Genomic DNA, 20,744 nt, shown 5'->3' with positions numbered 1-20,744 from the left:
CGATGAGCGAGAAGAACCCATTGCCCGTAAAGGGCCGCACCCCTGCCCTGCTGCTGTTGGTGCTCGCCAGCCTGGTGGCGCTGCCGTTGATCTTGCCGTCGGCTACCCTGGCCACCGAGATCCTGATCTTTGCCTTGGCGGCGCTGGCCTGCAACCTGCTGCTCGGCTACACCGGCCTGCTGTCGTTCGGCCAGGGCATTTTCTTCGGCGTGGGCGCCTACGGCGCGGCGCTGCTGATGATTCACCTCAACTGGGGGATGTTCAGCGCGCTGCTCGGCGCGGCCGTGTTCGGCGCTTTTCTGGCGCTGCTGGTAGGGGCCCTGGCAATCCGCCGCAAAGGCATCTACTTCGTCATGCTGACCCTGGCCTTCAGCCAGATGGCGTACTTCCTGGCGTATACCTTGAGCGGCTGGACCGGCGGTGACAACGGCCTGCTCGACGTGCCGCGGCCGAACATCGAAATCGCCGGCCACGTGCTGGTCGACCTGGCCGACCCACGGCACTTCTATGTGTTTGTGGCGGTGCTGTTCCTGTTGATCTTCGCGGGCGCCCTGCGGGTGATCCGCTCGCCGTTCGGCAGCACCCTGCTGGCGATCCGCGAAAACGAGACCCGCGCCGCCGCCATCGGCTACGACACCCGCCACTTCAAGATCCTGGTGTTCATGATGTCTGGCGCCATCACCGGTATCGCGGGTGCGCTGTACGCGATGCTGCTGCACTTCGCGCCGCTGTCGAACATCGACCTGATGATGAGCGAGAACATCCTGATCATGACCATCGTCGGTGGCACCGGCTCGCTGTTCGGCTCCTTGCTGGGTGCGGGCGCCATCGTAGTGCTGGGCGATGTGCTGTCGGAGCTGTGGCCACGCTGGCTGATGCTGCTGGGGGCGATTCTGATCCTGGTGGTGGTGTTCATGCGTGGGGGCCTGTGGGGCGGCTTGGCCGAGTTGGGCAAGCGCCTGCAACCCTCGCGCACTAACGATGACAAGACAACAGCCAAGACCAAGGAGACCTTGTGATGAGTGATTACCTCCTGGAAACCCGCAACCTGGAGCTGGCCTACGGGCCGTTCAAGGCGGTGGCAGGCGTCGACCTGAAGGTCCGCGCCGGCACCATTCACACGGTCATCGGCCCCAACGGCGCCGGCAAGACCAGCCTGTTCCACTGCCTGACCGGCGAACGCCAGGCCACCAGCGGCAAGATCCTGTTCAACGGCCAGGACATCATCCGCAAACCATCCCACGGCCGCGTGGCGCTGGGCATGGCGCGCTCGTTCCAGCTCACCAGCCTGTTCCAGAACCTGTCGGTACGCGAAAACCTGCGCCTGGCGGCCCAAGGCCGCGATGGCCTGGGCGCGCTGAACTTCTGGCGCAGCGTGGAGCACAAGCGCAGCCACTGGAACACCGCCGATCAAGTATTGGAGCGGCTGAAGCTGACCGCCCGCGCCGACACCCTCGCCGGCGAACTGTCGCACGGCCAGCAACGGGTGCTTGAGGTGGGCATGTCGATCTGCGCCAAGCCCACCCTGCTGATGCTCGACGAGCCGACCTCGGGCATGGGCATCGACGACATCCCGGTGATGACCGACCTGATCAGCGACCTGGGCCGCGACCATACCGTGCTGCTGATCGAGCACAACATGAGCATCGTCATGTCGATCAGCCAGCGCATCACCGTCATGAGCCACGGCCAGATCCTGGTCGAGGGCACACCGGAACAGGTGCGTAACGACGCCCGCTTGCGCACCGCCTACCTTGGAGAGGCCGCCTGATGCTCGACGTCGAATCGATCCATTCCTACTACGACAAGAGCCACGTGCTCGAAGGGGTTTCGCTGCAGGTCGGCGCCGGTGAACTGGTGACCCTGCTGGGGCGCAACGGCGCCGGCAAGACCACCACCTTGCGCAGCATCCTCGGTATCGTCCGGCCGCGCCAGGGGCAGATCAGCTTCAACGGCCAGCAGCTGGTCGGCCGCGAAATCTTCGACATCGCCCGCCAGGGCATCGCCCTGGTGCCGGAGCATCGCGGCATCTTCCGCCAGCTCAGCGTCGAGGAGAACCTGAAGATTGCCGTGCGCAAGGAAAGCCGCTGGCAGCTGGAAGACGTCTACACCCTCTTCCCGCGCCTGAAAGAACGGCGGCGCAACGGCGGTTTTGCACTCTCCGGCGGCGAGCAGCAGATGCTGGCCATCGCCCGCGCCCTGCTCAATGACCCCAAGTTGCTGATCCTCGACGAGCCCACCGAGGGCCTGGCCCCGGTGATCGTCGATGAGCTGGTGAAGATTTTGCGCGGGATCAAGGGCGAAGGCCTGTCGATCCTGCTGGTGGAGCAGAACCTGATGGTCTGCGACGCCCTAGCCGACCGCCATTACGTACTCGAACAAGGCCGAGTGGCCTACCAGGGCAGCGCGGCGCAGTTCCGCGACGACCCGAGCATCAAGAACCGCTACCTGGCCCTGAGCGCCTGAAAGGAGAATGCCCATGAATACCCGCATCGATCCCTCGCAGCACTTGCTCGGCCAAGGTGCGTTGGTCAGCCGCGAGCGCCTCTGGCAATCGCTGATGGACCTGGCCAGGCTCGGCGCCACCGCCAAGGGCGGGGTGTGCCGCCTGGCCCTGACCGACCTCGACCGCCAGGCCCGGGACCTGTTCGTGCGCTGGTGCACCGAGGCGGGCTGCACGGTCAGCGTTGACGCCATCGGCAACATTTTCGCCCGGCGCCCCGGGCGTAACCCGGCCTTGCCACCGGTGATGACCGGTAGCCATATCGACACCCAGCCCACCGGCGGCAAGTTCGATGGTTGCTACGGGGTGATGGCCGGGCTGGAGGTGATTCGTACCCTCAATGACCTGCAGCTGACCACCGAGGCGCCGCTGGAAGTGGTGGTGTGGACCAACGAAGAAGGCTCGCGCTTCCCACCGTGCATGATGGGCTCAGGCGTTTTTGCCGGTAAGTTCGGCCTGCAGGAAACGCTGGACAAGGTCGATGACCAAGGCCTGTCGGTGGGCGCGGAGCTGACGCGTATCGGCTACGCCGGCCCCCGCGTACCCACGGGCCATGCGGTGGGCGCCTACTTCGAAGCGCACATCGAGCAAGGCCCGGTGCTGGAAGACCAGCGCACCACCATCGGCGTGGTCCAGGGTTGCCTGGGGCAGAAATGGTTCGACCTGGTGCTGACCGGCGTCGAGGCCCATGCCGGCCCAACCCCCATGCACCTGCGCAAGGATGCTCTGGTCGGCGCCGCCGATGTAGTGGCAGCGGTCAATCGTGTGGCCCACGCTCATCAGCCGCATGCCTGCGGCACGGTGGGTTGCCTGACCTTGCACCCCGGCTCGCGTAATGTCATCCCCGGCCAAGTGCACATGACGCTTGACCTGCGCCACCTCGACCCGGCCCACCTCGACGCCATGGTCGACGAAGTGCGGGCGGCGATCGATGCGACCACGGCAAAACACGGGTTGACCTTCGAACTCACACCCACAGCCGACTTCCCCCCGCTGTACTTCGCCGAGCAATGCGTCGATGCCGTGCGCCAGGGTGCACGCGAGCTGGGTTTGAGCCACATGGACATCGTCAGCGGGGCTGGCCACGACGCGATCTTCCTCGCCGAGCTGGGCCCGGCCGGCATGATCTTCGTGCCTTGCGAAGGCGGCATCAGCCACAACGAAATCGAAAACGCAGCGCCACAGGATCTGGCTGACGGCTGCGATGTGCTGCTGCGCGCCATGTTCCAGGCCGCCAACCAGAGAGCGCATTGAGATGAACGGCAAAACAGCCATCGGCGAATTGACTGCCGTCGAACTGCTCGAACTTTACCAGCGGCGTGAGCTGTCGCCTGTAGAGGTGATCGATGATGTGCTGACGCGCATCGATCAGCACAACCCGGCCGTCAACGCCTACTGCCATGTGGACGGCGAAGGCGCCCGCGCCGCCGCCCGCGCCAGCGAACAACGTTGGCAACGCGCTGAGCCGTGTGGCCGGCTGGACGGGGTGCCAGCGTCGATCAAGGACCTGACCCTGACCCGCGGCATGCCCACACGCAAGGGTTCACGCACCACATCGGGCGCTGGCCCGTGGGACGTCGATGCGCCCTTCAGCGCATTCATGCGCGGTGCGGGTGCAGTGCTGGTCGGCAAGACCACCACGCCGGAGTTCGGCTGGAAAGGCGTGACCGACAACCCGCTGTACGGCATCACCCGCAACCCGTGGGACACACGCCTGACGGCAGGTGGCTCATCCGGCGGCGCGGCGGCTGCGGCGGCGCTGAACCTGGGTGTGCTGCACCAGGGCAGCGATGCCGGTGGTTCAATCCGCATCCCTTGCGCCTTTACCGGCACCTTCGGCATCAAGCCCACATTCGGCTACATACCACAGTGGCCGTCCAGCGCCATGACCGTGCTCTCGCACCTTGGGCCGATGACCCGCACCGTCGATGACTCGGTGCTGATGCTCGACTGCGTGGCTCGGCCCGATGCGCGTGATGGGCTGGCCGGTGCAGCCCGACAGGCGCCATGGCTGGGCCAGGAGCAGGACCTTAGCGGGCTGCGTATCGCCTACAGCGCCGACTTCGGCTACGTGCAGGTCGACCCGCAGATCCAGGCGCTGGTGGCGCAGGCGGTGCAGCGCCTGGCGCGGCTGGGGGCGCAGGTGGAGGAAGTCGACCCGGGCTTCGCTGACCCGCTGGAGACATTCAATACCCTGTGGTTTGCCGGGGCTGCTCGGCTGACCAGCGCCTTTACCGACGAGCAGCGGGAGCAGATCGACCCCGGGTTGCGCTGGATTGCCGAACAAGGCGCGCAGACCAGCTTGAGCGAATACACCCAGGCGCTGGAGGCACGGGCCGAGCTGATTGCGCGGATGAATGCCTTCCACCAGCGTTATGACGTGCTGGTGTCACCGATGTTGCCGCTGGTGGCGTTCGAGGCGGGGCATAACGTGCCGCCGGGGTCGCGGATGGCGCAGTGGATGGAGTGGACACCGTTCAGCTACCCGTTCAACTTGACCCAGCAGCCGGCGGCGTCGGTGCCGTGCGGGTTTACCCGCGAGGGGTTGCCGGTGGGGTTGCAGGTCGTTGCGGGGCGGTTTGCCGATGAGCAGGTGCTGCGGGTATGCAAGGTGTATGAGCAGCACTACCCGAGCCGGCATTTGCAGGCGCCGATGGTGAGTTGAGGCCTTAGTTATTTGCTGGCCCCACCGGCCCAATCGCCGGCAAGCCGGCTCCTACAGGTACAGCGCAGCACTTGAGAGCAACGCTGTCACTGTGGGAGCTGGCTTGCCAGCGATTGGGCCGCCAAGCGCCCCTGGCGATCTCAGCCCAGACGCCCGTCCGGGGCATACGGCGCGGGATCAATGATCGGCGCAGCGCCCGTCAGCAAATCGGTAAACAACTGACACGAAGCCGGCGCCAGCACCAACCCATTGCGGTAATGCCCGCAGTTCAACCACAACCCGTCATGCCCGGGCACAGGCCCGATATAGGGAATGCCTTCAGGCGACCCCGGCCGCAGCCCGGCCCAGTGCCCCACGACCGTTGCATCCTTGAGCGCCGGCAACAGCTCCACCGCCGAGGCCTTCAGGCTCGCCAGCGCATCCTCGGTCGGGGTCTTGTCGTACCCGGCATGCTCCAGCGTGCTGCCCACCAGGATGTGCCCGTCACGGCGGGGGATCGCGTAACGCCCCTTGGCCAGCACCATGCTCGGCAAGAAGTCCTCGGCGCACTTGAACAGGATCATCTGGCCCTTCACCGGCTCCACCGGCAGCTCAAGGCCTAGGGTGCGCAGCAGGTCGCCACTCCAGGCGCCAGCGCTGAGCACCACTTCATCGGCCTGCAGCACGCCATTTGCCGTCTGCACGCCAGTCACGCGCCCGCTATCTTCGACGAAGCCGGTGATTTGGCAGTGTTCGCGCAAAGTCACGTTGGGCAATGCCAGCAGCGCCGCCTTGAGCGCCTTGACCAGCCGTGGGTTGCGCACGTTGGCCACGCCTGCCATGTGGATGGCGTGCTTGAAGCCTGGGCCCATTACCGGCACTGCGTCATAAACCGCAGAGATATCCACTGCACTGAGTGGCCGGCGCTCGCGTTGCGCCCACGCCAGGGCTTCGGCTTCGTCGTCCAGGTCGAGCCAGTACAAGCCGGTGGTGTGCACTTCAGGGTCGATGCCGGTGCTGGCGAACAGGCGCTCGCCCAGCTGTGGATAAAAGTCCTGCGACCAGTGCGCCAGCGCAGTCACTGCCGGGCTGTAGCGCCAGGGGTACAGCGGCGAGACGATGCCGCCACCCGCCCAGGACGACTCACGGCCGACTTCGCCCTGGTCGCACACCACCACCTGGCCAACCTTCGCCGCCAGGTTGAACGCCGTCAGCAGGCCAATCACCCCGCCACCGACCACCACTACTTGCTTGCTCATCTGTCGATCCAACACCTGAAGTAAAACCGCGATGCACGGGCATCATTCAACCTTCAGCTTCCCCAACAACGCTCGCTGGCCTCGCCGGCACCGGGATTGCTCTGCACGCCGGCCTGGTCGAGCTCAAAGTCGCCACAGCGATCGTCGGCCATCAGGCCATGCGGCAGCCGCCGAGCACGCAGCGTGAAGGTATCGCTGCCGCGTTGGGCCTGCAGGCTGTAATGACGGTTGGCAGTGGGCAACGCCGGGTCGCCCTCGGCGTATTGGCCGGTGCGCAGGCGATGGCGCTCCAGGCGCAGGGCTGCGTCATGCAGCAGGCCAACCACTTCGCTGCGTGCGGCTCGCCTGAGCTGGTCGCTGTAACTGGGGTAGGCAATGGCTGCCAGAATGCCGGTGACGGCCACGACAATCAACAACTCGATCAGGCTCAGGCCGCGTTGCATGTCAGCCCTCCCTGAGCCTTTGCCGCCACAGGATGCGCCGCGGCGCTTGTGCTTGAGCGGCTGGGATGGCGTAGACCGCTTCAAGTACCTGCCGTGATTCGGGTTGCAGGCTGACGGCGGTAATCCTGTACAGCGTGACCGGTTCATCCTTGGGCATGTGCAAGGCACGGGTGCTCACGCCGAGGTTCTGCAACACAAAATAACCGCTTTTGCTGGTGTGCCATTGGCCCTGCAGGTCGTGTGGATTGGGCGGTGGCAAACACGCTTGGCACGCCTCGGGCGGCGACACTTGCAATACACCCTCGCCGGCCAGCAGCGTGGCCTCTGCTTGTTCGAACGCCTGCTGGCCATCGCGCAGGTAACCGGCCAGGCGTGTTTCCACCAGGGCACCGCGCAAAGCGGAAGCAGCGAGCAAACCGAGCAGCAGGCTGAGGACCAGGGCCAATAGCAGGACAACCCCTCGCTGGTGCTTCATGGTTCGGACACCGGGTTGCGGATCGCTACGCTCATTTCGTACTGCTGCTTGAGGCCCATGGCTGGGTCGAATAGGGTCAACGCTATATCGACCCGCTCCCCCTCCTGCGCCGGCACGTGCTCAAAACGAATTTCATGCACATGGTCGATCAGCGGCTGGAAGCTGGTGTTGCTGCCCCGCTTGAACCTCAGCGTCGTTCCCGACAATTGATAAGTGTGCCGGCTTATGGCGTACGACCAGAGGCGTTCATTACCTGCAACAAGGCCACTGCCAATGTGCACTTCGCTGATGCAATCCGTCTGTAACGTCCAGTCAGGCTTACCGTCGTACCCCGGCAATTGCGCCACCACGACCGTGAGGCCGGAGCGGCTGACTTCCACCGGCCGGCCGAATGCCTGTCGCGCAGCTGGATCCCTGAAGTCACCTGGCTGCAGGCGCAAGCAACCGAACATACCGGCCATGCGGATATCCTGAGCCATGTGCAGCAGCGCAACACGTGCATCATCCTGCATGCGCGCTGCGGCGCCCTGCAGGCGCCAAGCCTGATGAGCGGAGACGAAAAGTTCACTGACAGCGGCCATCAACATCAACCCGATAACAAGCGCCAGCAGCGCCTCGAGAAGGCCGAAACCACGCTGCAAACGCCTCACGGCGCGGGCACCGTCAACTCGCCCATGGCCCAAGCCCGCTCATGCGCAGTCTGCGCAGCCAGCACATCCTGCACATCACGACGGGCTGCGTCTGTGGCCTGGAGTGCCTGCAGTTGTAAAGCCGCTGCGGCGAACACCCCCAGCGCGACCACTACCAGGGCCAGCAGTACCTCCAGCAACGTCATGCCATATTGTCTTGTGTGCATCCCTGCACCTCCCGCGACATTTCCCGCGTTTGTCTTGAACATGGCGACTGGACCTCTTGCCCAGCGACCGTGAAGCTGAAGCAAAGCACTTTCAGGGAGGAATGCACGGTGAAGCAACAGGGGGTAACACTGATACAAATGATGTTTGGCTTGGCGGTGGCCACGCTGCTGACACAGCTTGGAATGCCTGCCTACGCCAGATTGAGCGACGACTTACACAGGGCAGCGGCGGCCCGTGACTTGGCCCAAGCGTTGCGCACCGCGCGCAGCCACGCACAATTGCAACGACAGGCCGTACAAGTGCGGGCGCTCGATAGCGATTGGGGAAAAGGGTGGCAGGTGATACTGGAACATAACCAGCAAGTCCTGCGCGAGCATCGGCTGTCACGGCCCATCAGGATCGCAGCGAATAGCGGAGGGCAGGTGAAGTTCAGTGCACTGGGCGTGCTGCACAACAACCGTTGGCTAGGTGCAACGCTTGAAGTCTGCGAACGGTCGTCTGCAACCAGCCAGCATCGCGTGGTGCTGGCCAGCGGCGGCAGGATCAGCCTGCGCACAGGTGAACCGAACAGTTCACTGTGCGCAGCCCCCTGATCAGATCAGCGAGCGAACCCGCAGCTCTTTGGGCATGGAGAACGTGATGTTCTCCGGGCGCCCATCAAGTTCTTCGGCGCCAGTCGCGCCCCAGCCCTTGAGCTGGTCGATCACGCCGCGCACCAGCACTTCGGGGGCCGAAGCGCCGGCAGTGATGCCGATCCGCGCCGCCTGATCGAACCAGCTGCGCTGCATGTCCTCGGCGCCATCGATCAGATAGGCCGGTGTACCCATGCGTTCGGCCAGCTCGCGCAGGCGGTTGGAGTTGGAGCTGTTGGGGCTGCCCACCACCAGCACCACGTCGCACTCGCCCGCCAGTTGCTTGACCGCGTCCTGGCGGTTCTGGGTGGCGTAGCAGATGTCGTCCTTGCGCGGGCCGCCGATGTTCGGGAAGCGTGCGCGCAGGGCGTCGATGACGCGGCTGGTGTCATCCATCGACAGCGTGGTCTGGGTGACGAAAGCAAGGTGGTCCGGGTCGCGTACTTGCAGCTTGGCGACATCGTCCTCGTCTTCGACGAGGTAGATGGCGCCGCCATTGCTGGCGTCGTACTGGCCCATGGTGCCTTCGACTTCCGGGTGCCCTTCGTGGCCGATGAGGATGCACTCTCGGCCGTCGCGGCTGTACTTGGCGACCTCGATATGCACCTTGGTCACCAGCGGGCAGGTGGCGTCGAACACCTTCAGGCCACGGCCAGCGGCTTCCTGGCGCACGGCCTGGGAAACACCATGGGCACTGAAGATGACGATGACGTCGTCCGGCACCTGGTCCAGCTCTTCGACGAAGATGGCGCCACGGTTGCGCAGGTCTTCCACCACGAACTTGTTGTGCACCACTTCATGGCGCACGTAGATCGGAGGGCCGAAGACTTCCAGCGCACGGTTGACGATCTCGATCGCCCGGTCGACCCCCGCGCAGAAGCCGCGAGGGTTGGCGAGTTTGATTTGCATGCTCGGCTCCAGGCTTACAGGGCCTTCACCTCGAGGATCTCCACCTCGAAGGTCAGGGTCTTGCCAGCCAGTGGGTGATTGAAGTCGATGGTCACCTGGTCGTCATCGAACGCTTTGACCACACCTGGCAGCTCGGTGTTGGCGGCATCGTTGAAGATGATCAGCAGCCCTTCGGAAAGCTCCATGCCCTCGAAGTTGGACCTTGGCATGACCTGCACGTTCTGCGGGTTGGGCTGGCCGAAGGCATTCTCCGGGGCCACTACTACAGTGCGCTTGTCACCGGCCTTGAAACCGAACAGCGCGGTCTCGAAGCCGGGCAACAGGTTGCCATCGCCGACCTTGAAGGTGGCCGGGGCCTTGTCGAACGTGCTGTCGACGGTGTCGCCGTTTTCCAGGTGCAGCGCGAAGTGCAGGGTGACTTCGGTGTTCTGGCCGATACGGGTGTCAGTCATGGACCGGATCCTCGGACTTCTTGCTCTTGAACATATCCAGCGCCAGCATCACCGCGCCAACGGTGATAGCGCTGTCGGCCAGGTTGAAGGCCGGAAAGTGATGAATATTCTTCCAGTGCACCAGAATGAAATCGACCACGTGGCCCAGCACGATGCGGTCGTACAGGTTACCCAGCGCACCGCCAAGCACCAACGCCAAGGCCACGGCCAGCCAGGTCTCGTTGCGCCCCAGGCGCTTGAGCCACACCACCAGCACCGCACTGACCGCCACGGCGATCAGGGCGAACAGCCAGCGCTGCCAGCCGGAGCTGTCGGCCAGGAAGCTGAACGCCGCGCCGGTGTTGTAGGCCAAGGTCCAGCTGAAGTAGTCAGGGATGACCACGATCTGCTGGTACATGCTCAGGGCGTTGTTGAAATACAGCTTGCTGGCCTGGTCGAGGACCAGGACCAACAGGCTGAGCCAGAGCCAGCCAAGGCGCCCGAAGCGCCCAGCAGCAGGGTTAGGCATAGTGGCGCACCTCACCGGAGCCGGTCAGGTTATCGACGCAACGGCTGCAGATTTCCGGGTGCTCTGCGTGGCTGCCGACGTCGGCGCGGAAATGCCAGCAACGGCCGCACTTGGCGTGGCCGGACTTGACCACTTGCAGCTTGAGGCCCTCGACCTCGGTGGCCACCGCTTCGGCCGGCGCTTGCGCGAACGGCACCACGCTGGCAGCGGAGGTGATCAGCACGAAGCGCAGTTCGTCGCCCAGCTTCGCCAGGTCGGCGCTCAGGCCATCTTCGGCAAACAGGGTGACTTCGGCCTGCAGGTTGCCGCCGATGACTTTGGCGGTACGCTGGTTTTCCAGCTCCTTGTTGACGGCTGCCTTGACCGCCATCACGCGGTCCCAGTAGGCACGGTCCAGCTCGATGCCTTCCGGCAGCTCGCTCAGGCCCTGGTACCAACCGTTGAGCATCACCGACTCGTTACGCTCGCCCGGCAGGTACTGCCAGATTTCGTCGGCGGTGAAGGCCAGGATCGGCGCGATCCAGCGCACCAGCGCCTCGCTGATGTGGTACAGCGCGGTCTGGCAGGAACGGCGGGCGACACTGTTGGCGCCAGTGGTGTACTGGCGGTCCTTGATGATGTCGAGGTAGAAGCCACCCAGCTCTTGCACGCAGAAGTTGTGGATCTTCGAGTAGACGTTCCAGAAACGGTACTCGCTGTAGTGCTCTTCCAGCTCGCGTTGCAGCAGCAGGGCACGGTCTACAGCCCACCGGTCCAGGGCCAGCATGTCTTCCGGGGCCAGCAGGTCGCGGGCCGGGTCGAAGCCGGACAGGTTGGAGAGCAGGAAGCGCGCGGTGTTACGGATGCGGCGGTAGGCGTCGGCGCTGCGCTGCAGGATCTGCTCGGAAACCGCCATTTCACCGGAGTAGTCGGTGGCCGAAACCCACAGGCGCAGGATGTCGGCGCCCAGGGTGTTGTTGACCTTTTCCGGCTCGATGGTGTTGCCCAGCGACTTGGACATCTTGCGGCCGTTCTCGTCCACGGTGAAGCCGTGGGTCAGCAGCTCGCGGTACGGCGCGTGGTTGTCGATGGCGCAACCGGTGAGCAACGACGAGTGGAACCAGCCGCGGTGCTGGTCGGAGCCTTCCAGGTACAGGTCGGCGACTGGGCCGGTGGCGTGGCCGATGTCATGCGAGCCACGCAGCACGTGCCAATGCGTGGTGCCGGAGTCGAACCACACGTCGAGGGTGTCGGTGATCTTGTCGTACTGGCCCGCTTCGTCACCGATCAGCTCGGCGGCGTCCAGCTTGAACCAGGCTTCGATGCCCTCCTGCTCGACACGCTTGGCCACCGCTTCCATCAGCTCGACGGTACGCGGGTGCAACTCGCCGGTCTGCTTGTGCAGGAAGAACGGGATCGGCACGCCCCAGTTGCGCTGACGCGAGATGCACCAGTCGGGGCGGTTGGCGATCATCGAATGCAGGCGCGCCTGGCCCCAGGCCGGGACGAACTTGGTGTCTTCAATGGCCTTGAGCGCGCGCTCACGCAGCGGCTCGCCAGTGGTGGGCTGCTTGTCCATGCCGACGAACCACTGCGCGGTGGCACGGTAGATCAGCGGGGTCTTGTGGCGCCAGCAGTGCATGTAGCTGTGGCTGATGGTTTCGGTGTGCATCAGCGCACCGGCTTCGCTGAGCTTCTCGATGATGGCCGGGTTGGCCTTCCAGATGAACTGGCCGCCGAAGAATTCCAGCGACTCGACGTACACGCCGTTGCTCTGTACTGGGGTGAGGATGTCGTCGTTGACCATGCCGTAGCGCTTGCAGGTGACGAAGTCGTCTTCACCGTAGGCAGGCGCAGAGTGAACCACACCGGTGCCGGCACCCAGTTCGACGTAGTCAGCCAGGTAGATCGGCGACAGGCGGTCATAGAACGGGTGGCGGAAGTTGATCAGCTCCAGGGCCGAACCTTGGGCAGTGGCGATGACCGAGCCTTCCAGGTTGTAGCGCTTGAGGCACGATTCGACCAACTCTTCGGCCAGCACCAGCAGACGCTCACCAGTATCGACCAGGGCGTACTTGAACTCCGGGTGGATGTTCAGCGCCTGGTTGGCGGGGATGGTCCAGGCAGTGGTGGTCCAGATCACGATGGCGGCAGGCTTGGGCAGCGAAGCCAGGCCGAACGCGGCGGCCAGCTTGTCGGCGTCGGCGACCGGGAAGGCCACGTCGATGGTCTGCGACTTCTTGTCGGCGTATTCGACTTCGGCTTCGGCCAGCGCCGAACCGCAATCGAAGCACCAGTTCACAGGCTTGAGGCCCTTGAACACGAAGCCTTGCTTGACCATCTCGGCCAGCGCGCGGATTTCACCGGCCTCGTTGGCGAAGTTCATGGTCTTGTACGGGTTGTCCCAGTCGCCCAGCACACCCAGGCGGATGAACTCGGTCTTCTGCCCTTCGATCTGCTCGGCCGCGTACTCGCGGCACAGCTCGCGGGTGCGGTCGGCGGTCAGGTGCTTGCCATGGGTGACCTCGACCTTGTGCTCGATCGGCAGGCCGTGGCAGTCCCAACCCGGCACGTACGGCGCATCGAAGCCTGCCAGGGTCTTGGAGCGGACGATCATGTCCTTGAGAATCTTGTTCAGCGCATGACCGATGTGAATCTTGCCGTTGGCATAGGGCGGGCCGTCGTGCAGGACGAACTTCGGACGATCCTTGCCAATTTCGCGCAGCTTCTGGTACAGGCCAATGCTGTCCCAGCGCTGCAGGATCTGCGGTTCGCGCTGAGGCAGGCCGGCCTTCATGGGGAAGGCGGTGTCCGGAAGGTTAAGCGTGGCTTTGTAGTCGGTCATTTCAGGCTCTTCGTTAGCGGTTGAGCGTGCCAATGTGCACGTGCGGCGGCGATATCCGCATCGATCGCCGACTTCAGCGCCTCCAGGGAGGCGAATCGCTGCTCTTCACGCAGCTTGTGGTGGAATTCCACCGTCAGGCGCCGGCCATACAGATCGCCGGCATAATCCAGTAGATGAATCTCGAGGTGCGGGCGGCCGTCACCGGCCACGGTGGGGCGTACCCCAATGTTGCCGACACCCGGCCAGGCCTTGCCGTCGATTTCGATGCTGGCCAGGTAAACCCCGGACAGCGGCACGCGGCGGCGCTTGAGCTGGATGTTGGCGGTGGGCGTTCCGAGCTGGCGGGCCAGCTTCTGGCCGTGCAGGACGCGCCCGCTAATGCGGTATGGGCGGCCCAGCAGATGCTCTGCGAGCTCGAAGTTGCCCTCGGACAGCGCCTTGCGCACCTCGGTGCTGCTGACTCGCAGGCCGTCCTGGATCACCGTGTTCGCGGCTTCGACAGAGAAGCCATATTGCTTGCCGGCTTCGATCAGGAAGGTGAAATCGCCGGCGCGATCGCAACCGAAGCGGAAGTCGTCGCCCACTTCAAGGTGGCGCACGCCCAGGCCGTCGACCAGGATCGCCTTGACGAACTCATCGGCGCTGAGCTTGCTCAGGCGCTGATTGAAAGCCAGGCACAGCACCCGATCAATGCCTTCGGCGGCCAGCAGCTCGACCTTGTCGCGCAGGCGCGCCAGGCGGGCCGGTGCTGTGTCCGGGGCGAAGTACTCGCGCGGCTGCGGCTCGAAGATCACCACGCAGGTCGGCAGGCCAAGCGCCTGGCCGCGCTCGCGCAGGCGCGCCAGGATCGCCTGGTGGCCGCGGTGAACCCCGTCGAAGTTGCCAATGGTGGCGACACAGCCCCGGTGCTCGGGGCGCAGGTTGTGAAGACCTCGAACCAGCTGCATAACGCGCTTCTTGCTCATAAAGTGGCCGATTATAACCACACCCGGGCGCCGGTGACAGGCAGCAGCGCCCGGGGGTGGCGTGGAATAGGAAAAACCGACGCCTGACCCGCTTTCTACCTCAGTGCAGGGCCTTGCGGGCGAAGTGCCGAGGCCTGAAGCCGCACAGGTACAGGCAACCGAAATAGGTCACGATACCGGCCGCGATCAACGCCCCCAGGCGCATGAAACGTTCGAACATGTTGCCCTGCTCCCAGGCTGGCAGGTAATGCATGCCCACCAGCAGTACCGCCACCATCAAGGTCACCGCAAACACCAGCTTGAGCAGGAACATCATCCAGCCCGGCTGAGGTTGGAACAGCTGCTTGCTGCGCAGCTTCCAGAACAGCAGGCCAGCATTGAGGCAGGCACCCAGGCTGATCGCCAGGGCAAGGCCGGCGTGCTGCAGCGGGCCGACCAGGGCCAGGTTGAACAATTGGGTGCAGACCAGGGTGAAGATCGCGATGCGCACCGGCGTACGGATATTCTGCTGCGCATAGAAGCCCGGTGCCAGTACCTTGACCAGAATGATTGCCAACAGGCCTACCGAATAGGCGATCAGGGCGCGCTGGGTCATCGCCGCATCGAACGCGGTGAACTTGCCATATTGGAATAGCGCGACGGTCAGCGGCTCGGCGAGGATAGCCAGGGCCAATGTGCAAGGCAGCACCAGCAGGAAACACAGGCGCAGGCCCCAGTCGAGAATCCGCGAATACTCCTCGCGGTCCTTGTTGGCGTAGGTCTTGGCCAGGGTCGGCAGCAAAATGGTGCCCAGGGCCACGCCGAGCACACCCGATGGCAGCTCCATCAGGCGGTCGGCGTAGTACATCCACGACACCGAGCCAGCCACCAGGAAAGAGGCGAAAATGGTGTTGATGATCAGCGAAATCTGGCTGACGGAAACACCGAGGATGGCTGGCAGCATCTGCTTGAGTACCCGCCACACACCGCTGTCCCGCAGGTTGATCCGCGGCAGCACGAGCATGCCGATCTTCTTCAGCGCTGGCAGTTGGTACAGCAACTGCGCCAGGCCGCCGGCCAGCACGCCCCAGGCCAGCGCCATGATCGGTGGATCGAAGTACGGCGTCAGCAGCACGGCGAAGATGATCATCGCCACATTGAGCAAGGTTGGCGTGAACGCCGGGACCGAGAAGCGGTTCCAGGTATTGAGGATCGCCCCCGCCAGGGACGACAGAGATATCAGCAATATATAAGGAAAGGTGACCCGCAGCAGGTCGGTGGTCAGCTGGTATTTCTCGGTACTGTCGACAAAGCCTGGCGCGGTGGCCCACACCACCCAGGGTGCGGCGAAGATGCCGAGCACCGTGACCAGGGCAAGGATCAGCGTCAGCAGGCCGCTGACATAGGCAATGAAGGTGCGCGTCGCCTCATCGCCCTGCTGGGTCTTGTACTCGGCCAAAATCGGCACAAACGCCTGGGAAAACGCGCCCTCGGCAAAAATACGCCGCAGCAGGTTGGGCAGCTTGAAGGCGATGAAGAAGGCATCGGTGGCGATGCCGGCACCGAAAACACGGGCCAGGATGGTATCGCGCACGAAACCCAGCACCCGGGAAACCATGGTGATGGAACTGACTGCAGCCAGGGATTTGAGCAGGTTCATCGAAAAGATTCACGCCAAGGGCAGAGGACGCTGCCAGACAGCGTCCGAATGTGCGATACTCCCGCGCCTTCGCAGGGGAGCCAAAAATTCCCGAGTTTACAGGTCGTGCAGCAGAAAGGAATATTTCCCTCCTGTTGGTGCGCCGCTCGGCGGAACCTTGCAGGTGGCCTTGACATCCGTTCAAGTGATCGGCATGATTCGCGGCCTATTTTGTTTGCTATTTACCTAAAGTCTTTCGAGGAGCTCGACGGTGGCCAACACACCTTCCGCCAAGAAACGTGCAAAACAGGCTGAGAAGCGTCGCAGCCACAACGCCAGCCTGCGTTCCATGGTCCGCACCTACATCAAGAATGTAGTTAAAGCCATCGACGCAAAAGACGCCGATAAAGCGCAAGCCGCTTACGTTCTGGCTGTACCTGTAATCGACCGTATGGCCGACAAAGGTATCATCCACAAGAACAAAGCTGCTCGCCACAAAGGCCGTCTGAATGGCCACATCAAGGCGCTGAAAGAAGCTGCAGCTGCCTAAGCGACGCTTTAGTCGAAAAACCGGCCCTAGGGTCGGTTTTTTATTGCCTGCGATTTATGCACGGGCAACAGAAAATGCGGGGCTGCACTTGGCAGCCCCGCTGGTGTATCACTTGGCGATCTGAATCTTCGGCGCCCACTGCAGCCAGGTATCCTCCGGCTTGTCGAACAGGGCAAAGGTCTGCTGCGGCCGCGCTGGGTTGCCCATCTGCTCGCCGTCTGGCGTGGCGAAGGCAATGCCCCCATCAATGAGCGTTTCCAGCGACTCGGTACGCACGGTGGCACCCTTGAACAAGCCCCAGTCAAAACCGAAGCCACTGCTGTTCCAGAACCGGCTGCCGCCACGTACCAAGGCGGCATAGCGCGGCTCGATCAGGATGTGAATCAGCACGCGATCTGCGGTCTGGCCCAGCTCGAAGCCAGTCACCTTGCCCACCGCGACTTCACGGTAGGTCACCGGCACGCCAGGCTTGATCGAGCCACGCCGCGGGGCGCTGAGGGTCAGTGGTAGGCCGATCTCCTCGCCTTTTACCTCAGGCGCTTCGGCCAGGGCGATGAAATCCCGCTGCGGCCCCTTGTCCTTCACTGCAGGCTGCACTTCCAGGTACTGCCCGCCAATCAGCGTATCCAGGTTCTCGGTACGCACCAGCCCCAGGGCCGGCTTTACCACCCAGAACTGCGTCCCGGCCCGCGCGATACGGTCTGCCGACTCCGTGATGCGTGCTCGCAGCAGCACTGCCTGCAGGTCCTTGGTCAGGTCGACACTTTCGATACTGCCCACGTCCAGGCCGCGGAAGCGGATCGGCGTGCCTGGCTTAAGGCCATCGGCACGGTCCACACGAATGGTGATCAGCGTACCGGCGCGGTTCACCGCCTCCTGGCTGTCATGCAAACGGAAGCGCGGAATATGGCGTTTGAGCGCCACATTCGGCGACGGCGTATCGAAGGCGATGCCGCCAGCCATCAAGGTTTGCAGCGATTCGCTCTTTATCTTGATACCGGAGAGGCCACCCGTGAGGGTAATGCCGCTGACGTTCCAGAAGCGCGATGAGCCATTGACCAGCTTTTCGTATTCTTTTTCGATGTGCACGCCAATCAGGATGCGATTGCTGTTACGGGCAAACTGGTAACTCTGCACGCTGCCGACCTTGACCTGGCGGTACATCACCGGGCTACCGACTTCCAGCGAGCCAAGGGTGTCGGCGAACAGCACCAAGTGCAGGCCTGGCGCCTTGAGGTCGAGCGGCGGTGCCTTGGGCCGCGCCTCGAACTCGCGTTGTGGCGTTGCACCCTTCTCACCCGGGCGAATGGCGATGTAATTGCCCTTGACCAAGGCTTCCAGGCCAGTGATACCCGCCAGGGAAATGGACGGCTTGACCACCCAGAACTGCGTGCCATCGACCAGATAGTCTTCGGTCAGCGGGTCCAGCGTTAGTTCGGCCATGGCGCTGCCGAGGTTGTCTTCCATCTTCAGGGTTTTCAGCGAGCCAACCTGGATGCCCTTGTACATGACAGGCGTTCGGCCTGCCTGCAAGCCCTCGTAGTCGCTCAACTTGACCTTCACCCGGATGCCCGCCTGAGCTGCATCGAAGTCTTCATAGAGGCGGAACGGCAGGCTTGGGTCCGTGGGCGGGCTGTCCTTGCGGTACTCCGGGGTAGCGAAGGCGATGCCGCCGGCAACGATGCTGGACAGCGACTCACTGCGCACCTTCACCCCGGACAGGCCGGCATCGATGCTGATGCCACTGGCATTCCAGAAGCGCGTGTGTTTGCGCACCAGGCTGGCGTAGGCCGGCTCGATGAACACTTTGACCTCGACAGTGCTCTGGTCCTCGGAAAGGCGGTAGCTCTTCACCCGGCCAACCTGGATCTGCTTGTAGAACACCGGGCTGTCACGGTTCAGCGAACCCAGGCGCTCGGCCTTGAGGGTGAGGTGCAGGCCCGGCTCGCTGTCAGACAGCGGTGGCGCCACCTTCAACGCGGTGAAGCGCTTGGTGCGCTCACCCTCGCCAGGGCTGACGGCAATGTAATTACCTGACACCAATGTCTCAAGGCCAGTGATGCCCGCCAGGGTGACACTGGGTTTGACCAGCCAGAAGCGCGTGCCCTTGGTCAAGTGGGGCTCGGCAGCCTGGTTCATTTCGATGGTTGCAATAACGCCCTGCTTCTCGCCCTCGGCATCGAGCACCAGGCTCTTTACCTTGCCGACCGGCATGCCCTTGAAGATCACCTCGGTCTTGTTGGCGACGATACCCTCACCGCTTTCGAACCGAACCTCGATTTCCACGCCGGCTTCGCGATAGGCCTGCCAGGCTAGCCAGCCACCAATCATCAGTGCAATCAGCGGCAGAATCCAGATGGCCGACCAATTGGAGGCTGGGCGGGTTTTAGCCGTTGGCATGTCACTCATTGTCGTCATCCGACTCCGTGTTATCCCAGATCAGCCGGGGATCGAAAGTTAAAGCAGCGAGCATCGTGAGTATCACTACAGTAGCGAAGGCGACAGCGCCCAGGTTGGCTTCGACACTGGCAATGCGGCCGAAATTCACCACCGCCACCAGGATGGCAATGACGAAGATGTCCAGCATGGACCAGCGCCCTATGAATTCGATGAAACGGTACATGAGGATACGTTGCCGCGCCGATAAGGGCTGGCGGCGCTGTACCGAATACAACAGCAGCGCGATACCCACCAGCTTGAACGTGGGCACCAGAATACTGGCGATGAAGACCACGGCGGCAATTGGCACCATGCCGTGCTTGAGCAAGGTAATGACCCCCGACATGATCGTGTCCGGGCTGCCCTGCCCCAGCGTGCTGACGGTCATGATCGGCAGCAGGTTGGCCGGGATGTACAGAATAGAAGCGGCAATCAGCAGCGCCCAGGTTCGTATGATGCTGTTGGGGCGCCGTGCATGCACGAGGGCCCCGCAGCGCGTGCAAGCCTGCGATGTGCTGCCAGGGTCTTGCCGGTTAAGTTCATGACACTCATTGCAGACCAGAATGCCTGCATCAATCGCCCGCATGGAGATCCTCCCCCGACAACGCGCTCCATATCTGGTGTGGAGACATCACCACTTCAAGCCACACCTGGATCAACAGCAGGCTGATGAAACAGAACAACCCAAGCCCCACGGTCAATTCGGCCAGATCGACCAGCTTGACGATCGCCACCAGCACACCCATGAAGTAGACCTCGAGCATGCCCCAGTCACGCACGTGGTGATAGATGCGGTAGCACAGCAGGCCATAGCTACGCCCCGCGTTAAAACGGATGCTCAGCAGTACTAGCAGTTGGCACAGGAGCTTGAGGAACGGAATGGCCATGCTGCACAGGAACACCACGACTGCGACACCGCGCATGTCCGAGTTGTACAGGCCCACCACCCCACTCCACACCGTATCGTCTGAAGTCTGGCCAAGCAGATGCAATTGCATGATCGGCAGGAAATTGGCTGGCACAAATAGCAGCAGCGCAGTCAGCACCAGGGCTAGGCTACGGTTGACCACATTGTGCCGGTGAGCGTACAGCTCATAGCCGCAGCGGGGGCATTGGGCTTTTTCATCATGCTGCAGTGTCGGCTTGCGCATCAGCAGGTCGCATTCGTGACAGGCGACCAGTTCGTCCAGCGGCAACTGCTCTAACGCTTGAGTTTCGACTGGGTTGGGCATCTCGAGGTTCTGAATAGGTACGTCGGCTCTATTCTAGTGTTCCAGCTCGAAATGTGGGAGCCGACTTTCCGGCTAAGGAGGCTGGAAAGACAAAACCCCTACCTGCTCGCGCAGATAGGGGTTTTGCGAAATGAATCTTGACGATGACCTACTCTCACATGGGGAAACCCCACACTACCATCGGCGATGCATCGTTTCACTACTGAGTTCGGGATGGGATCAGGTGGTTCCAATGCTCTATGGTCGTCAAGAAATTCGGTAGCCAGAATGTCCAGATGGACAGCCCAGCGAATTCAGATATGTGATTTGTGTAATGTGCGTTCGAACTTTCGGTTCGTTTCGTCTTCACCACCGCAATCTGCGCTAGCAAATTGCTTGGGTGTTATATGGTCAAGCCTCACGGGCAATTAGTATTGGTTAGCTCAACGCCTCAC

21 protein-coding genes and 1 rRNA gene are annotated in these 20,744 nt (G+C 63.0%); 7 read left to right on the top strand and 15 right to left on the bottom strand.

Going from position 1 to position 20,744, the window contains the following annotated elements:
* The first annotated feature begins 2 nt into the window (after window positions 1-2).
* The 5 genes from ACFY68_RS15645 to ACFY68_RS15625 are packed head-to-tail and all read left to right on the top strand — an operon-like array spanning window position 3 to window position 5,168.
* Window positions 3-1,019 (top strand): branched-chain amino acid ABC transporter permease, encoded by a 1,017-nt coding sequence (locus ACFY68_RS15645; RefSeq protein WP_387528883.1) that lies wholly within the window; start codon window positions 3-5, stop codon window positions 1,017-1,019.
* Window positions 1,019-1,771 carry an ABC transporter ATP-binding protein gene (locus ACFY68_RS15640; protein WP_387528880.1) on the top strand — a complete coding sequence of 251 codons (753 nt, stop codon included), beginning with the start codon at window positions 1,019-1,021 and terminating at the stop codon, window positions 1,769-1,771. The genes ACFY68_RS15645 and ACFY68_RS15640 overlap by 1 nt, the downstream gene beginning before the upstream one ends.
* Entirely contained in the window at window positions 1,771-2,466 is a 696-nt protein-coding gene (locus ACFY68_RS15635; protein ID WP_387528877.1) for an ABC transporter ATP-binding protein, read from the top strand. Before ACFY68_RS15640 ends, ACFY68_RS15635 begins: the two co-directional genes overlap by 1 nt.
* 13 nt (window positions 2,467-2,479) lie before the next feature.
* Window positions 2,480-3,757 carry a Zn-dependent hydrolase gene (locus ACFY68_RS15630; RefSeq protein ID WP_387528875.1) on the top strand — a complete coding sequence of 426 codons (1,278 nt, stop codon included), beginning with the start codon at window positions 2,480-2,482 and terminating at the stop codon, window positions 3,755-3,757.
* A gap of 1 nt (window position 3,758) precedes the next feature.
* Entirely contained in the window at window positions 3,759-5,168 is a 1,410-nt protein-coding gene (locus tag ACFY68_RS15625) for an amidase (RefSeq protein WP_387528872.1), read from the top strand.
* A gap of 140 nt (window positions 5,169-5,308) precedes the next feature.
* Here the strand turns inward: ACFY68_RS15625 and thiO are convergent, their stop codons facing one another.
* The 5 genes from thiO to ACFY68_RS15600 are packed head-to-tail and all read right to left on the bottom strand — an operon-like array spanning window position 5,309 to window position 8,180.
* Entirely contained in the window at window positions 5,309-6,406 is a 1,098-nt protein-coding gene (gene thiO / locus ACFY68_RS15620) for a glycine oxidase ThiO (protein WP_387528869.1), read from the bottom strand.
* Between the two features lie 53 nt (window positions 6,407-6,459).
* Entirely contained in the window at window positions 6,460-6,849 is a 390-nt protein-coding gene (locus tag ACFY68_RS15615; protein WP_387528866.1) for a type IV pilin protein, read from the bottom strand.
* A 1-nt stretch (window position 6,850) separates the two neighbouring features.
* Window positions 6,851-7,324: a PilX N-terminal domain-containing pilus assembly protein gene (locus ACFY68_RS15610; RefSeq protein WP_387528863.1), complete on the bottom strand. Its 474-nt coding sequence runs from the start codon at window positions 7,322-7,324 to the stop codon at window positions 6,851-6,853.
* Window positions 7,321-7,974, bottom strand: a complete 654-nt coding sequence (locus ACFY68_RS15605) for a PilW family protein (protein WP_387528860.1) — start codon at window positions 7,972-7,974, stop codon at window positions 7,321-7,323. The genes ACFY68_RS15610 and ACFY68_RS15605 overlap by 4 nt, the downstream gene beginning before the upstream one ends.
* Window positions 7,971-8,180 (bottom strand): prepilin-type N-terminal cleavage/methylation domain-containing protein, encoded by a 210-nt coding sequence (locus ACFY68_RS15600; RefSeq protein ID WP_387528857.1) that lies wholly within the window; start codon window positions 8,178-8,180, stop codon window positions 7,971-7,973. Before ACFY68_RS15600 ends, ACFY68_RS15605 begins: the two co-directional genes overlap by 4 nt.
* A 108-nt stretch (window positions 8,181-8,288) precedes the next feature.
* Between ACFY68_RS15600 and ACFY68_RS15595 the strand changes: the two genes are divergently transcribed.
* Window positions 8,289-8,774: a GspH/FimT family pseudopilin gene (locus tag ACFY68_RS15595; protein ID WP_387529219.1), complete on the top strand. Its 486-nt coding sequence runs from the start codon at window positions 8,289-8,291 to the stop codon at window positions 8,772-8,774.
* Here the strand turns inward: ACFY68_RS15595 and ispH are convergent, their stop codons facing one another.
* The 6 genes from ispH to murJ all read right to left on the bottom strand — a co-directional run bounded on the left by ispH (window position 8,775) and on the right by murJ (window position 16,110).
* On the bottom strand, window positions 8,775-9,722 hold the full coding sequence (gene ispH / locus ACFY68_RS15590) for a 4-hydroxy-3-methylbut-2-enyl diphosphate reductase (protein WP_346615881.1): 948 nt from the start codon (window positions 9,720-9,722) through the stop codon (window positions 8,775-8,777).
* Between the two features lie 14 nt (window positions 9,723-9,736).
* The gene (gene fkpB / locus ACFY68_RS15585) at window positions 9,737-10,174 is read right to left on the bottom strand and encodes an FKBP-type peptidyl-prolyl cis-trans isomerase (RefSeq protein WP_317661056.1); all 438 of its coding nucleotides are present in this window, start codon (window positions 10,172-10,174) and stop codon (window positions 9,737-9,739) included.
* Window positions 10,167-10,682 (bottom strand): signal peptidase II, encoded by a 516-nt coding sequence (gene lspA / locus ACFY68_RS15580; RefSeq protein ID WP_346615879.1) that lies wholly within the window; start codon window positions 10,680-10,682, stop codon window positions 10,167-10,169. Before lspA ends, fkpB begins: the two co-directional genes overlap by 8 nt.
* A complete protein-coding gene (gene ileS / locus ACFY68_RS15575; protein WP_346615878.1) occupies window positions 10,675-13,506 on the bottom strand; it encodes an isoleucine--tRNA ligase in 2,832 nt (943 codons plus the stop codon). Before ileS ends, lspA begins: the two co-directional genes overlap by 8 nt.
* Window positions 13,503-14,453: a bifunctional riboflavin kinase/FAD synthetase gene (gene ribF / locus ACFY68_RS15570; RefSeq protein WP_387528852.1), complete on the bottom strand. Its 951-nt coding sequence runs from the start codon at window positions 14,451-14,453 to the stop codon at window positions 13,503-13,505. The genes ileS and ribF overlap by 4 nt, the downstream gene beginning before the upstream one ends.
* A gap of 118 nt (window positions 14,454-14,571) precedes the next feature.
* Entirely contained in the window at window positions 14,572-16,110 is a 1,539-nt protein-coding gene (gene murJ / locus ACFY68_RS15565; RefSeq protein WP_387528849.1) for a murein biosynthesis integral membrane protein MurJ, read from the bottom strand.
* Between the two features lie 250 nt (window positions 16,111-16,360).
* On the opposite strand from murJ, the gene rpsT reads away from it, so the two are divergent.
* A complete protein-coding gene (gene rpsT, locus ACFY68_RS15560; protein ID WP_016484776.1) occupies window positions 16,361-16,639 on the top strand; it encodes a 30S ribosomal protein S20 in 279 nt (92 codons plus the stop codon).
* Between the two features lie 108 nt (window positions 16,640-16,747).
* Here the strand turns inward: rpsT and ACFY68_RS15555 are convergent, their stop codons facing one another.
* The 4 genes from ACFY68_RS15555 to rrf form a co-directional block, all read right to left on the bottom strand.
* The gene (locus tag ACFY68_RS15555) at window positions 16,748-19,048 is read right to left on the bottom strand and encodes an MlaD family protein (RefSeq protein ID WP_387528845.1); all 2,301 of its coding nucleotides are present in this window, start codon (window positions 19,046-19,048) and stop codon (window positions 16,748-16,750) included.
* The gene (locus ACFY68_RS15550; RefSeq protein ID WP_387528842.1) at window positions 19,041-19,664 is read right to left on the bottom strand and encodes a paraquat-inducible protein A; all 624 of its coding nucleotides are present in this window, start codon (window positions 19,662-19,664) and stop codon (window positions 19,041-19,043) included. Before ACFY68_RS15550 ends, ACFY68_RS15555 begins: the two co-directional genes overlap by 8 nt.
* Complete coding sequence (locus tag ACFY68_RS15545; protein WP_387528839.1) at window positions 19,651-20,310, bottom strand: paraquat-inducible protein A; 660 nt, start codon at window positions 20,308-20,310, stop codon at window positions 19,651-19,653. Before ACFY68_RS15545 ends, ACFY68_RS15550 begins: the two co-directional genes overlap by 14 nt.
* A 135-nt stretch (window positions 20,311-20,445) precedes the next feature.
* A 5S ribosomal RNA gene (rrf, locus tag ACFY68_RS15540) occupies window positions 20,446-20,561 on the bottom strand.
* Between the last annotated feature and the right edge of the window lie 183 nt (window positions 20,562-20,744).

Source organism: Pseudomonas sp. NPDC012596 (genome assembly GCF_042902325.1).
GTDB lineage: Bacteria > Pseudomonadota > Gammaproteobacteria > Pseudomonadales > Pseudomonadaceae > Aquipseudomonas.
This window is presented reverse-complemented; position numbering and strand designations above follow the sequence as displayed.